At 63.6% G+C, this 11,919-nt stretch carries 13 protein-coding genes and 1 riboswitch; of the genes, 4 read left to right on the top strand and 9 right to left on the bottom strand.

The window, feature by feature from the left end; genetic code table 11:
• Window positions 1-209: 209 nt before the first annotated feature.
• Window positions 210-722: a mismatch-specific DNA-glycosylase gene (locus tag AC0L3X_RS45130; protein WP_063981489.1), complete on the bottom strand. Its 513-nt coding sequence runs from the start codon at window positions 720-722 to the stop codon at window positions 210-212.
• 71 nt (window positions 723-793) lie between these two features.
• Here AC0L3X_RS45130 and AC0L3X_RS45135 point away from each other — a divergent pair, with 71 nt between their 5' ends.
• Window positions 794-2,029, top strand: a complete 1,236-nt coding sequence (locus AC0L3X_RS45135) for a Swt1 family HEPN domain-containing protein (RefSeq protein ID WP_354095471.1) — start codon at window positions 794-796, stop codon at window positions 2,027-2,029.
• Window positions 2,030-2,113: 84 nt separating this feature from the next.
• Here AC0L3X_RS45135 and thiC read toward each other — a convergent pair whose 3' ends face one another.
• From thiC to AC0L3X_RS45165, 6 genes are all read right to left on the bottom strand, one after another.
• On the bottom strand, window positions 2,114-4,012 hold the full coding sequence (gene thiC, locus AC0L3X_RS45140) for a phosphomethylpyrimidine synthase ThiC (RefSeq protein ID WP_063981491.1): 1,899 nt from the start codon (window positions 4,010-4,012) through the stop codon (window positions 2,114-2,116).
• Window positions 4,013-4,180: 168 nt separating this feature from the next.
• Entirely contained in the window at window positions 4,181-4,789 is a 609-nt protein-coding gene (locus AC0L3X_RS45145; RefSeq protein ID WP_063981492.1) for a thiamine phosphate synthase, read from the bottom strand.
• On the bottom strand, window positions 4,776-5,558 hold the full coding sequence (locus tag AC0L3X_RS45150; protein WP_473317505.1) for a thiazole synthase: 783 nt from the start codon (window positions 5,556-5,558) through the stop codon (window positions 4,776-4,778). Before AC0L3X_RS45150 ends, AC0L3X_RS45145 begins: the two co-directional genes overlap by 14 nt.
• Before the next feature lie 171 nt (window positions 5,559-5,729).
• On the bottom strand, window positions 5,730-5,927 hold the full coding sequence (gene thiS, locus AC0L3X_RS45155) for a sulfur carrier protein ThiS (protein ID WP_063981493.1): 198 nt from the start codon (window positions 5,925-5,927) through the stop codon (window positions 5,730-5,732).
• A complete protein-coding gene (locus AC0L3X_RS45160; RefSeq protein WP_283017510.1) occupies window positions 5,918-6,928 on the bottom strand; it encodes an FAD-dependent oxidoreductase in 1,011 nt (336 codons plus the stop codon). The genes thiS and AC0L3X_RS45160 overlap by 10 nt, the downstream gene beginning before the upstream one ends.
• Window positions 6,916-7,044, bottom strand: a riboswitch (TPP riboswitch). It overlaps the preceding gene by 13 nt.
• Before the next feature lie 156 nt (window positions 7,045-7,200).
• Window positions 7,201-7,737, bottom strand: a complete 537-nt coding sequence (locus AC0L3X_RS45165) for a lytic transglycosylase domain-containing protein (protein WP_063981495.1) — start codon at window positions 7,735-7,737, stop codon at window positions 7,201-7,203.
• A gap of 224 nt (window positions 7,738-7,961) precedes the next feature.
• Here AC0L3X_RS45165 and AC0L3X_RS45170 point away from each other — a divergent pair, with 224 nt between their 5' ends.
• Window positions 7,962-8,162 (top strand): hypothetical protein, encoded by a 201-nt coding sequence (locus tag AC0L3X_RS45170; protein WP_063981496.1) that lies wholly within the window; start codon window positions 7,962-7,964, stop codon window positions 8,160-8,162.
• An 8-nt stretch (window positions 8,163-8,170) separates the two neighbouring features.
• Here AC0L3X_RS45170 and AC0L3X_RS45175 read toward each other — a convergent pair whose 3' ends face one another.
• Complete coding sequence (locus AC0L3X_RS45175; RefSeq protein WP_063981497.1) at window positions 8,171-9,499, bottom strand: ATP-binding protein; 1,329 nt, start codon at window positions 9,497-9,499, stop codon at window positions 8,171-8,173.
• 13 nt (window positions 9,500-9,512) lie between these two features.
• Window positions 9,513-10,277 (bottom strand): response regulator, encoded by a 765-nt coding sequence (locus AC0L3X_RS45180; protein ID WP_063981498.1) that lies wholly within the window; start codon window positions 10,275-10,277, stop codon window positions 9,513-9,515.
• 180 nt (window positions 10,278-10,457) lie between these two features.
• Between AC0L3X_RS45180 and AC0L3X_RS45185 the strand changes: the two genes are divergently transcribed.
• Together AC0L3X_RS45185 and AC0L3X_RS45190 are read left to right on the top strand one after the other, a co-directional pair.
• Window positions 10,458-11,045, top strand: coding sequence for a hypothetical protein (locus AC0L3X_RS45185; RefSeq protein ID WP_063981499.1), 588 nt, complete (start codon window positions 10,458-10,460; stop codon window positions 11,043-11,045).
• A 237-nt stretch (window positions 11,046-11,282) separates the two neighbouring features.
• Complete coding sequence (locus AC0L3X_RS45190; RefSeq protein WP_063981500.1) at window positions 11,283-11,816, top strand: PRC-barrel domain-containing protein; 534 nt, start codon at window positions 11,283-11,285, stop codon at window positions 11,814-11,816.
• The last annotated feature ends 103 nt before the right edge of the window (window positions 11,817-11,919 follow it).

The following is an 11,919-nucleotide window of genomic DNA, read 5'->3' on the forward strand; positions in this document are numbered from 1 at the left end:
ACCAATTTCGATCTTTAGTGTGTAGGATGGGTAGAGCGCAGGCAACGGTGTCGTCCCGGCGAAGGCCGGGACCCATACCGCGGAATCTATCGGTTACGGCCGGTAGAAGTACCGAACCACGAGTCTTCGCCAAACCGTGGCCTGTGGTTATGGGTCCCGGCCTTCGCCGGGACGGACGGCTGAGTTTGGAGCGCCAGCGCCAATCCACACTACGCTGCGATCCAGGCAGCGAGCTCGCGCCACGGCTCCAGCGTCCAATGCCCTGACGCGGCACCGGACGGCGAGGGCAGCACGAAAACCTCCGGCAAACCTGCATCGCGCGGCTGACGCCCCAGCGCGATCCCGCTCGACGGCCTGCCGTAAAACAGGCTCGCCGCCTTCTTGCTCGTGAACGCAATCGCGCGCGGCCGATACTTTTCGATCTTGGCCCTGAACCCCGGCACGTCGATCGTTTCAGTCGCGATTTGGTAATCCATCCCGGTGCCCGACTTGGAGAGATCGGTGAAGCCGATCCCAAGCTCGATCAGCGCAGCGAACTCGCCCGGCTGATAGCGTCGCGGCGTGATGCCGGCCTCATGGATCGCGCGCCAGAAGCGGTTGCCGGGATGAGCGTAGTAGTGCCCGACCTCGGCCGAGCGCGTAGAGGCGGCGGTGCCGACGAAGACGAGAAGGAGGTTGGGACGGAGAAGGTCGGGGAGGCGGTGGGGAGCGACTTCAGGCAAACCGCGGGTCCATCTGTGATTGTGGCAAACCGTAGCAAAACTGATAGATGTAAGAGTTGAAAGAAGCACGAATGGACTTTAAGCGCCTTACCGATCGTACAAGCGCTTTGCGCTGCAAGAAGGGGGATGCCATGGACTGGAAGTCGGCAAAGGGAAAGGAAGGAGGATCCGTCGAGATACCGAAGCGCTGGCTTCTTCTGCACTACTACGAGGCCTTGAATATCTTGTTCAGGATGGAAAACGCATTGCGCGTTTTTGTCTACGTCGTTTTGAAGAATCGATACGGAGAGAAGTGGACAGAAACTGCCTTGCAAACTGTTGATGAAGAGCAATCAACAATCGCCGCCGTCGCGAGCAAGCGCGTGGCGCAGGCTAAGGGGTACGGCTATCTCGGCTATGAAGTGAGCTCTCCCTTGATGTATCTCAATAGTGGAGAGTTAACACGAATCATCACGTCGGACACCTATTGGGATCTGTTCAAGCCTCATTTCCGAGGAAAGCGGGAGATCATAAAGACAAAACTTGATGAGATTGGCACTGTACGAAATTCACTGGCGCACTTTAGGCCGGTCAAACATGACGACATCGAATTGATCAAGCAGAATGTAAATCACGTATTTGTTGGTATTGAACAATATCTAGTCGAGATGACGCAGGCAGATAGAGTGGTTCCTACGAACACTGAGGCCGAGTGGTACAGAAATCTATCTTCGATTGGATCAAGTACCTGCAAGGTGCGGCTGTTTCAGGATAGATCGGACCGCTGGATTCGGGTCGAGGTCGATTATGCTTCTGCTATCCTGCAAACTTCTAACGGCGTTCAATTCCGCAGTTTTCAGGTGACGAATCTAACTTCTCCCCAGATTGTCGAGAGCTTTCCAAAGCTGTTCGCTTTCGTGACGTTTATGACTGAGTACGTTCCGCATGTTCGAATGTCGGCGGATATAGTGCCTAGATTTGGGAAGCAGGTCTCGCTGATTTTCAGTAAAGCGATTCTCGTTGCCGCCCACGCTGAGGTGGGCAATCTCCTGAAGGAATTGTTGACAAAGATCGATACCGAAACTGAGCTGATTCAGCAGGACAACTTGGCGCGAGGGCATGTTGTCGACTCCGTTAGCGCCTGGTCGTTTGTTCAGAACGATGTATGGAGTACCAGCACGACGAACATGAAAAATGAGTTCAGGAATAGTGATCCTCCAGAGTACTGGGGTGACATGAGTTCGTATCGTGGCGACTTTATTGCTGGGGCGACAAAATATCCGTGGATGCCATCTGACATCTCAAGTGAGGAGGATTTCGTCTTTTGAGGTGGCTCGAAGGGGACGAAAAGAAGGCCGGGCTTTCGCTCGGCCTTCTGACGACAACAAAGCATATTCTCGGGTTCTTGCAGTCTAGAGCACCCGATTGCTCTCCTTCACCTTCTCCGCATCGAGATACACGCTGCTGCCCATCTCCTTGAACTTCGCGCTCATCTTGGCCATGCCGTCTTCGGCAGTGCCCTGCATCGACATGCCGATCGAATTCGGATCGTTCAGCGTCGCCGCATAATCCCGCACATCCTGGGTGATCTTCATCGAGCAGAATTTCGGCCCGCACATCGAGCAGAAATGGGCGACCTTGTGGGCTTCCTTCGGCAGGGTCTCGTCGTGGAAGTTCTTGGCGGTATCAGGATCGAGGCCGAGGTTGAACTGGTCGCTCCAGCGGAAGTCGAAACGGGCGCGGGAGAGGGCGTCGTCGCGGAGCTGGGCGGCCGGGTGGCCCTTGGCGAGATCGCTGGCGTGGGCGGCGATCTTGTAGGTGATGACGCCCACCTTGACGTCGTTACGATCGGGCAGCCCGAGATGCTCTTTCGGCGTGACGTAGCACAGCATGGCGCAGCCGAACCAGCCGATCATGGCGGCGCCGATGCCCGAGGTGATGTGGTCGTAGCCCGGCGCGATGTCGGTGGTCAGGGGCCCGAGCGTGTAGAACGGGGCTTCGCCGCACTCCTTGAGCTGCTTGTCCATGTTGATCTTGATCTTGTGCATCGGCACGTGGCCGGGGCCTTCGATCATGACCTGGCAGCCCTTGTCCCACGCGATTTTAGTCAGCTCGCCGAGCGTTTCGAGTTCGGCAAACTGTGCGCGGTCGTTGGCGTCCGCGATCGAGCCGGGACGCAGGCCGTCGCCGAGCGAGAACGAGACGTCATACTTGCGCATGAGGTCGCAGATCTCGTCGAAATGCGTATAGAGGAAGCTCTCCTTGTGATGCGCCAGGCACCACTTCGCCATGATCGAGCCGCCGCGGCTGACGATGCCGGTGACGCGGTTGGCGGTGAGGTGGATGTAGGACAGGCGCACGCCGGCGTGGATGGTGAAGTAGTCGACGCCCTGCTCGCACTGCTCGATCAGCGTGTCCTTGTAGAGCTCCCAGGTCAGCTTGACCGGATCGCCTTCGCACTTCTCCAGCGCCTGGTAAATCGGCACGGTGCCGATCGGGATCGGTGCGTTGCGCAGAATCCATTCCCGGGTGGTGTGGATGTTGCGGCCGGTGGAGAGGTCCATCACGGTGTCGGCGCCCCAGCGGATCGCCCACACCATCTTGTCGACTTCCTCTTCCACCGACGACGTCACGGCGGAGTTGCCGATATTGGCGTTGATCTTGGTGAGGAAGTTGCGGCCGATGATCATCGGCTCCAACTCAGCGTGGTTGATGTTGCAGGGGATGATGGCGCGGCCGCGCGCGATCTCGCTGCGGACGAATTCCGGGGTGATGAAGGCAGGGACTTCGGCGCCAAAGCTTTCGCCGTCGGCCAGCGCGGCCTCCGCGCGATCGAGCTGTTTTTTGCGGCCGAGGTTTTCGCGCTCGGCGACGTAGATCATTTCCTTGGTGATGATGCCGGCGCGGGCGAATTCGAGCTGGGTGATCTTGTGGCCGTCGAGGCCGCGCAGCGGCTTGTGGTGCGCGGTGAAGGCCTTTGCGGCATGCGAGGCGCCGACGTTGCCATTGTCCTCCGGCTTGATATCGCGGCCCTGATACTCCTCGACGCCGCCTCGCTCCTTGACCCAGGCGAGACGGTTGCGCGACAGGCCGGCGTTGACGTCGATGGTGACGGTCGGGTCGGTGTAGGGGCCCGAGGTGTCATAGACCGGCAGGTTCGGCTCGCCGGCACCTTCGGAGAGGATGATCTCGCGCAGCGGCACGCGGATGTCGGGCGCAGCGTCCGGAGACGCGAAGATTTTTCGCGACGAGGGCAGCGGGCCGGTGGTGACGGCGGGGACGGTCTTTTCGGGGTTGGAGCGGATGTTCATGGGATCCTCCGGTTTAATTCTGTTGTGCGTGCGTTTGAGCGACGGCGGTGAATTCTTGCTCCGTCATTGCGAGGAGCCCTTGCGACGAAGCAATCCAGACTGTCTCTGCGGAGAGACTCTGGATTGCTTCGCTTCGCTCGCAATGACGGGTGGAGAGAGCGATGCGCATCATGCCGCCTCCAGCGATAGGCCGAGCCACTGCCGCACCCGCGCGTCCGGGTCGGCGTTTTGCGTGACGTCGCTGACGACGGCGATGGAATCGGCGCCGGCGGCAAAAATCTCCGCGGCGTGCTCGAATTTGATGCCGCCGATCGCGACCAGCGGGATGCTGCCGATCCGCTTCTTCCATTCCGTGATCTTTGGAATGCCCTGCGGTTCGAAGCGCATCGATTTCAGCGTGGTGAAGAAGATCGGACCGAGCGCGACATAGTCGGGCTCTGCGGCAAGCGCGGTCTCGAGCTCCGCGTCGTCATGGGTGGAGACGCCAAGCGACAGGCCGGCCTCGCGGATGGCCTTGAGGTCCGCGTCCGCCAGGTCCTCCTGGCCGAGATGCAGATATTTTGCGCCGGCGACGACGGCCGCGCGCCAATAGTCGTTCACGACCAGCTTGGCCTGCGTGTCCTCAGTGATCGCCAGCGCGTCGGTGACGATCTGGAGCGCGTCGGCGTCGTTGAGGTCTTTCGCGCGCAACTGGATGGTGCCGACGCCGAGCTTGGTCAGGCGTTCGACCCATTTGAGGCTGTCGACGACGGGATAGAAGCGATCAGGATACGGCATGCCAGAATGGTGTCCCAACGACAGGGGTGGAGGGGGAGGCGAAGTCGCGGGCGTTCATCAGCCCGGCTTCGTAGGCGGTGCGGCCGGCATCACAGCCGAGACGGAAGGCGTTGGCCATCGCGACGGGATCGGCGGCTTTTGCGATGGCCGTGTTGAGCAGCACGGCGTCGTAGCCGAGCTCGAGCGCCTCGGCCGCATGTGACGGCGCGCCGATGCCGGCATCGACCACCAGCGTGATATCAGGCAGCCGTTCACGCAGCAGTTTCAGCGCGTCGCGGTTGGTGATGCCTTTGGCACTGCCGATCGGCGCGGCCCAGGGCATGACGACCTTGCAGCCGGCATCGACCAGGCGGTTCGCGACCGAGAGATCCTCGGTGCAATAGGGGAACACCTCAAAGCCGTCCTTGATCAGGATGGCGGCGGCCTCAACCAGGCCGACGACGTCGGGCTGCAGCGTGTCGTTGTCGGCGATCACTTCCAGCTTGATCCAGGACGTGCCGAACAGCTCGCGCGCGAGTTTTGCGGTGGTCACGGCCTCGCGCACGCTGCGGCAGCCGGCGGTGTTCGGCAACACGCTGACGTCGAGCTCACGGATCAGATTCCAGAACGCGTCCCCGATCTTGCCGCCGGCGGCTTCGCGGCGCAGCGACACCGTGACGATGTTCGAGCCGGAGGCACGGATCGCCGCCTGCATGATCGCAGGCGAAGGATAGAGCGCGCTGCCGATCAGCAGGCGGGAGGGGAAGGTTTTGCCGTAGAAGGTCACCATGTCCAAGGTGTCTCCTCAAGTTCAACTGTCGTCCCCGCGAAGGCGGGGACCCATACCGCGTGATTTCTCTTGGGGCACGTGGGGAGAGACCGGCCGCCATAGCCGCTCCCTGTGGTTATGGGTCCCCGCCTTCGCGGGGACGACAAGTGGAGAGAGCGTGCCATCATCACCTCACCCTCCCTGCCGCGGCGTGATGATCTCGATCTCGTCGCCGGCCTTGAGGTGGGTCTCGGCCCAGCGGCTCTTCGGCACGACGTCGTAGTTCAGCGCGATCGCGAAATGGGTGCCCTCATAGTCGAGCTCGCTGAGCAGCGCGTCCACGCTGGCCGAGTTCACCTCGCGCTGCTCGCCGTTGACGATCACCCGCATTGCATCACCTCATTGTCGATCTGGCCGCGCTGGACGTATTGCAGCGTCAGCTCGGCGAGCGCCGGGGCGATCAGGAAGCCGTGGCGGTAGAGGCCGTTGACGGCGATCCTCTCGCCACGAATGCCGATGCGCGGCAGATTGTCGGGGAAAGCGGGCCGAAGGCCGGAGCCGAATTCGATGATCCGAGCCTCGCCGAAGGCCGGATGCACGGCATAGGCCGCGCCCAGCAGCTCCAGCGCCGAGCGCACGCTGACGCCGGTGTCCTCGGCCTCGATCGAGGTCGCGCCCAGCATGAACAGATTGTCCTCGCGCGGGATCACGTAGAGCGGCCAACGCGGATGGATCAGCCGCACCGGGCGCGCCAGCCGCACCTCGCCGGTCTCGATCAAAATCATCTCGCCCTTGACGCCGCGCAGCTCCGGCTGCTCGTCGCGCGCGCCGAGGCCGCGACAGTCGATCACGATGCCGTCGAGGTCTTTGGCGCTGACGTCGCTATCAAACTTGATGGTGCCGCCGGCGGCGCGGATGCGCTCATGCAGCTTCGGCAGCACGCGGCGCGGCTCGACATGGCCCTCGGTCGGGAAGAACAGCGCGTCGCGGAAGCGGCCCTCCAGCGACGGCTCGAGCTCGGCAAGGCTGGCCGCATCGAGCCGGCGGTGGCCGTCGGTCATCCGGGCAAAACGCTCGAAATCGTTGCGCTCGCGCGGGTGGGCGACGACGAGCGAGCCGTTGAAGGGGGTGTCCGGCAGCTCGCGCCGCCAGATGTCCAGGGAGCGCTGGCCGAGCCTGGAGATGATGGGTTCCGCGACCTCCGCCTCGCACCAGGGCGCGAGCATCCCGCCGGCCCAATGGCTGGTGGAATCGGTCATCGCGGCGTCACCGCGCTCGTGTAGCGTCACGGCATGGCCGGCCTGCGCGAACAAAAGCGCCTGCCAGGCACCTGCAATGCCTGCGCCGATGATGGATACCGGGGAATCCGATCGCTTGGTGGTCTGCAACATCCCTGTCCCTTCGCCGGCATGACCCGGATCAGGTTCAAAGGGTCACCGCGGTCCTGGGCCTTCTGACCCATTTAGCGGTATCTCAGCTCCTCCTCGGAGCACCCCTCGGAACGGCTCTAATGTATGCCAGCGGGACGGGGTGGTCAACGCGCTAGCCACAGGGCTGACATTCCGGCGCGGTCCGCCGGACCGAACCCCGGGTGCGCAATTGCGCACCGGGGAAGCTCGAGATTCCGGGCTCGATGCTTCGCATCGCCCCGGAATGACGCTGGCTAGTGGTTGGGAACCTCCTGCGCCCGCGCATTGCTGACGCGCTGGGCCAGCTTCTTATGCGGCGCCATCCCGAGCATCGGCTGCGGATTGCCGTTCGGCTCGAGCCAGGTGTCGTTGCTGGCCTGCTGCACCATTTCCTGGCGCTGCCGCTTTGCAACGTAGTAATAGCCGCCCGCGAAATAACGCACGGCTCGGGCGTGGTCGCCATTGGCGGCGCGATAGGCGCCGGCGAGGTATTTGACGGCGTAGGTGAGGTTGGTGTTGGGATCGCGCAGGCCGGCGGCGTCGCCGGTGTAGCCGACCCCGCGGGCGGTCGCGAGCTTGATCTGCATCAGGCCGATGGTGCCGCCGCGACCGATCAGGCCGGGCTGATAGCGGCTCTCGCGCATGATGACGCGATGCACCAGCGCTTCCGGCACGCCGTTGGCGCGGGCATGGGCCGCGACCATCTCGGCATACTCGGCTTCGCCCGCGAATGCGGCCTGCGGCAACATCAGCCCGGCCGCAACGAGCGCGGCAATACGCAAAATTTTCATTGAATTATTCCTCGGCAGAACGAACCTGCACCCGTGCGCGTTAGGCCGTGGGAACACGGCGATGATGTGGCGAAACGCCGCCAGCGGCGATTTTCGCGGGGCCGTCGTTTTTACGACTCAAACCCAGGTTAGGATTGCACTTGGCGATGTGCGTTACGCGACAGCAGGTCTGTCTATTCGTGCATTCGCCCAAAAATCGCTATTCAAAATTCGGGAGAACGTCCATGACCCGAGCAGACATCGGCGACATCCCCAAGCAGAACCCCTGTGCGCAATGTGGGGCACCGATCCCGTCTCCGGACTGGATCGAGCCGGGCGAAGGCCGCGTTTCCTATCTCTGGAAATGCCACGCCTGCGGCTACCGCTTCGAGGCGGTGGCGATCTTCGAGGAGCACCCGATCGAGCATCCGCCGCTCGCCGCCTGAGGCGTGCCTTACGCCGCCCGCCGCGGCTGCTGCCACACCGGCAATTGCATCCGTACGATCAGCCCGTGCGGCGCGCGGTCGTGCAACGACAATTCGCCGCCATGAGCGATCGCGATCGCGCGCGCGATCGACAGGCCGAGCCCGAAGCCGGTGTGCTCGTCCATGGTGCGCGCGTCATCGCCGCGCGCGAACGGCTCCAGCATCTCCTGCTTGCGCGCATCCGAGATGCCGGGGCCGTCGTCCTCGACGTCGATGACGAGCGTGGTGCCGGATACGTCGAGGCGGATCGTCACTTCGGCGCCGAAGCGAACCGCGTTCTCGACGAGGTTGGTGACGCCCCGATGCAGCTCGTCGGGCCGCGCGGCGGCCGTCGCCGAAGCGGGGCCGTCATAGTGCACGACATGGCCCATGTCGCCGAACTGGTCGGCGATGACCTGGAGCGTGCTCGCGATGTCGACCAGCGTCACCGCCTCGATCTTGCGGTCGTTGCGCAGCAGCGACAACACGGATTCCAGCATCGAGCGCATCTGGTCGAGATCGATCAGCATGCGCCTGCGGTTGCCCTCGTCCTCGATGAACTCGGCGCGCAGGCGCAGCCGGGTGATCGGCGTTCGCAGGTCGTGGCTGATCGCCGCCAGCATCCGGGTGCGATCCGACATCAGCCGCGCGATCCGCTCATGCATGCGGTTGAGCGCGCGCGCGACCGAGCGGATCTCCTCCGGGCCGCGCTCGGGCAGCGGATCGGCCGCCCCGTCCAGGCTGAAATTCTCGGCGGCCCTGGCAAACGAGGACAGCGGCGCGGCCAGCGCGTAGGCCGCCCACAGGCCGAGCATCGTGACGCTGATCAGCGCGAACAGCAGCGTTATCATCCAGGGGCCGCCCCAGAACCGCGGCGGATGCGGGCCCTGCTCGACGCGACCTGCGATCACACTGCCGTCGGGAAGCTCGACCGCGACGCGGTGCACGCCGAAGTTCGGGGTCAGCGCGATCACCTCGTACTGATGGCCGAGATGCCGGCGCACGTTGCGCAGATGCGGGCCACCGCTGTCTTCGGCGACGGAGAAGGTCCCCGGCGCGAGGAGCTCGATGCCGGCATTCGGAAACGCACGCACGATATTGGCGAGGATGCGCGGCCGCTCGCTCGCATCCGTGCCGTTGAGCAGCAGGGCCGCGTCCGCAAGCTGATGGGCGGCGTCGGGCGGCGGCTCGGCCCGGTCCGGCCGGCTGATCAGGAAGCTGGCGGTGAGGATCAGATGCAGCGCGACGATCGACGCCACCACCAGCGCGGCGATCTGTCCACCGATGCTTTTGAGGTGGAAGAAGCGGAACGGCGTCATGACGACCGCTCCACTAACTGCTCAGGGTCGCCGCGACCGCTTCGTTGCCAGCTGCTTCAGTCCCGGCCGCTTCGGTTCTGGGCGTGAACAGATAGCCGCCGGAGCGCACCGTCTTGATGATGGTGGGATCGGCCGGATTGGGCTCGATCTTGCGACGGATGCGGCTGACCAGCACGTCGATCGAGCGTTCGAACGAGCCGGTGTTGCGCCCTTGCGTGAGGTCGAGCAGGCTGTCGCGCGACAGCACGCGGCCGGGCCGTTCGCAGAACGTCCGTAGCAGATCAAACTCGGCGCTGGTCACCGCGACGCGCGCGCCTTCCGGATTGCGCAATTCGCGCAGGCGCAGATCGATGCGCCAGCCCTCGAAGACGAGCGTGGAGGCGCCCTCGATCGAGCTTGCCGCCTGGGCTGCGACCTGGCGGCGTAGCACCGCGTTGATGCGCGCGAGCAGCTCGCGCGGGTTGAACGGCTTTGGCAGATAGTCGTCCGCGCCCATCTCGAGGCCGACGATGCGATCGACGTCCTCGCCGCGCGCGGTCAGCATGATGATCGGCGTCTGCGCCTCCGAGCGTACCTTGCGGCACAGGCTCAGGCCGTCCTCGCCGGGCAGCATGACGTCGAGGATGATGAGGTCGACCCTGTGATCGGCCAAGGCACGCGACATCTCCCGGCCATCGCTCACGGTGGTGACGTTGCAGGCGTTGTTGCGCAGGTACTTTGCAATCAACGTCCGGGTTTCGCGGTCGTCCTCGACGACCAGGATGTTGGGATTGGCCATGCGCTTTGTTTGTCCAAGATTCGGGCCAAAAGGCGAAGATTTTTGTTTCGGATTGTTTCTGACTGTCCGGGCGCAACAGCAGGCAATACCCGGGCAGGGAAGCGGCAAGGTCTCGTTAAGGCCGCTAACCATACCGTGGCGGTGTCGCTTACGAAACCCCGCAAAAGCCACGGAGCCATTATGACCTCGATTTCGGCGGCCTCCGCCGGTAACTACCAGTCGCCCCTGCAGCGGCTTCAGCAGCAATTGCAATCGGACGTTTCCGACGGCACGATCTCGTCGTCGGACCAGTCGGCGCTCTCGACCGCGCTGACCGACATCGACACCGCCTTGCAGTCGAGCCGATCCAGCGATCAGTCGAGTGGCACGCGTCCTTCCAAGGACGAGATGAAGTCGAAGATCGACGATCTCATCGCCAACGAAGTGTCGAACGGGACGCTGACCTCGGACCAGGCGGACGAACTGAAGAACGTGTTTCAGTCCGCTTTCGCCAAGGGGCCAGGCGGCGCCGGCGGTCCCGGTGGTCCGGGTGGTCCCGGTGGTGCGGGCGGACCGCCGCCCGGTCCGCCGCCGGATGACAGCTCGTCGGATTCGTCCTCGACGGACTCGACCAGCAGCACGTCGACCAACACGACCACGGCGGACATTCTCCAGCAATTCCTCCAGGCGCTCCAGCAGTCGCAATCGTCGAGCGCGTCCTACGGCGCCAGCGGCAGCTCATTCGGCGGTTCGGATTTCTCCGCACTTCTGATCGACTTCAAGAGCTGACCTGAGCGACGCAGGTCGGCGCGTTCCTCGCCGCGATCGTGCTTCACCCAGGGCGCATGATCGTCGGCGGGGAACTGTGCATCAGGAACGTTCCTCATCGAACGTTCCTGAGTGACGCAGGAACTTTCGTCGCAGCGCAGCGCCATCATCGCGTGACGAAATTGCCGCAGAAAAGGAACTGCGGATGATCGCCGCTGTTCTCTCCGCATAAGCTTTCTGCTGAAGGAGAGGACAACAATGTTGATGAAATCGATCGCCGCCGGCCTTGCCGGCACCGCACTGCTTGCGACCGTTGCGTTCGCGCAAAACCCGACGGCCACCACCGACAAGGCGGCGCCCGCGGCCACCACCACCACAACGACGACGACGACCGCGTCGGGCGAGTGGCGTGCCTCGAAGATGTCGGGCCTGAAGATCTACAACGACGCCAACGAGAACATTGGCTCGATCAACGACCTGCTGATGGACAAGAGCGGCAACATCAAGATTGCCGTGATCGGCGTCGGCGGCTTCCTCGGCATGGGCGAGCATCTGGTCGCCGTCCCCTACGAGAAGCTGAAGTTCGTCAACGAGGCCGTCGCCTACACCGGCACCGGCGCGAAGCCTGCGGCGACCACGACCACTGGCGCTGCGACCGGCACCGAGAAGACCACGACGACCACGACGGCTACGACCGCCTCGTCCACGTCGAAATGGTATCCGGACCACGCCGTGTTCAATGCCAGCAAGGACGAGCTGAAGAACATGCCCGAGTTCAAGTACTCGGAGTAATGCTGCTCACGTGACGGCCGAAACGAGGCGGGGGGGGGGGGGGGGGGGGGGGGGGGGGGGGGGGGGGGGGGGGGGGGGGGGGGGGGGGGGGGGGGGGGGGGGG

Source organism: Bradyrhizobium sp. MI1.7 (assembly GCF_055811795.1).

Excerpts from the sequence above, each read along its gene's own strand:
- AC0L3X_RS45185 (WP_063981499.1), top strand. The coding sequence starts at position 10,458 with ATGACCTCGATTTCGGCGGCCTCCGCCGGTAACTACCAGTCGCCCCTG.
- AC0L3X_RS45175 (WP_063981497.1), bottom strand. The coding sequence starts at position 9,499 with ATGACGCCGTTCCGCTTCTTCCACCTCAAAAGCATCGGTGGACAGATC.
- AC0L3X_RS45165 (WP_063981495.1), bottom strand. The coding sequence starts at position 7,737 with ATGAAAATTTTGCGTATTGCCGCGCTCGTTGCGGCCGGGCTGATGTTG.
- AC0L3X_RS45145 (WP_063981492.1), bottom strand. The coding sequence starts at position 4,789 with ATGCCGTATCCTGATCGCTTCTATCCCGTCGTCGACAGCCTCAAATGG.
- AC0L3X_RS45190 (WP_063981500.1), top strand. The coding sequence starts at position 11,283 with ATGTTGATGAAATCGATCGCCGCCGGCCTTGCCGGCACCGCACTGCTT.
- thiC (WP_063981491.1), bottom strand. The coding sequence starts at position 4,012 with ATGAACATCCGCTCCAACCCCGAAAAGACCGTCCCCGCCGTCACCACC.
- AC0L3X_RS45150 (WP_473317505.1), bottom strand. The coding sequence starts at position 5,558 with ATGGTGACCTTCTACGGCAAAACCTTCCCCTCCCGCCTGCTGATCGGC.
- AC0L3X_RS45160 (WP_283017510.1), bottom strand. The coding sequence starts at position 6,928 with ATGTTGCAGACCACCAAGCGATCGGATTCCCCGGTATCCATCATCGGC.
- AC0L3X_RS45180 (WP_063981498.1), bottom strand. The coding sequence starts at position 10,277 with ATGGCCAATCCCAACATCCTGGTCGTCGAGGACGACCGCGAAACCCGG.
- AC0L3X_RS45135 (WP_354095471.1), top strand. The coding sequence starts at position 794 with ATGGACTTTAAGCGCCTTACCGATCGTACAAGCGCTTTGCGCTGCAAG.
- thiS (WP_063981493.1), bottom strand. The coding sequence starts at position 5,927 with ATGCGGGTGATCGTCAACGGCGAGCAGCGCGAGGTGAACTCGGCCAGC.
- AC0L3X_RS45170 (WP_063981496.1), top strand. The coding sequence starts at position 7,962 with ATGACCCGAGCAGACATCGGCGACATCCCCAAGCAGAACCCCTGTGCG.